Origin of the sequence: Adlercreutzia equolifaciens (assembly GCF_029076695.1) — a bacterium.
Classification (GTDB): Bacteria; Actinomycetota; Coriobacteriia; order Coriobacteriales; family Eggerthellaceae; genus Adlercreutzia; species Adlercreutzia equolifaciens_A.
Window position 1 is genome coordinate 1 of the sequence record NZ_JARFIK010000547.1, and the last position, 292, is coordinate 292.

The following is a 292-nucleotide window of genomic DNA, read 5'->3' on the forward strand; positions in this document are numbered from 1 at the left end:
AGTAAAGACCCTCTTCAGTGTGGGTAGTTTTAGTGTGCCCGCGCTTGAGGAGCTGGGTATGGAAATCGGCCTCCAGAATGGAGTTGTGCTTGCTCAGCGTCGGCTGCGCCAAATGGAAGTGCCGGGCCGTGGCGGTGAAGTTGAGCGTGTCTGCAAGGTGAACATACTCACGAACGAATTCCAGGTCCATGACTTGCCCCTTCCCCCTGCTGCCACGTCTGGCTGTTAGGGCGTATTCTACCACTGAGCGGGGGTCATATCGCTTGCCAGACCCTGCATTCCCTTTTTCAAT

General features: G+C 55.8%; 1 protein-coding gene. It reads right to left on the reverse strand.

The features are described from left to right. The coding region (locus PZH32_RS13555) for a LysR family transcriptional regulator (RefSeq protein WP_275208777.1) at positions 1 to 190 on the reverse strand (190 nt) is incomplete at its 3' end. Positions 191 to 292: the final 102 nt, after the last annotated feature.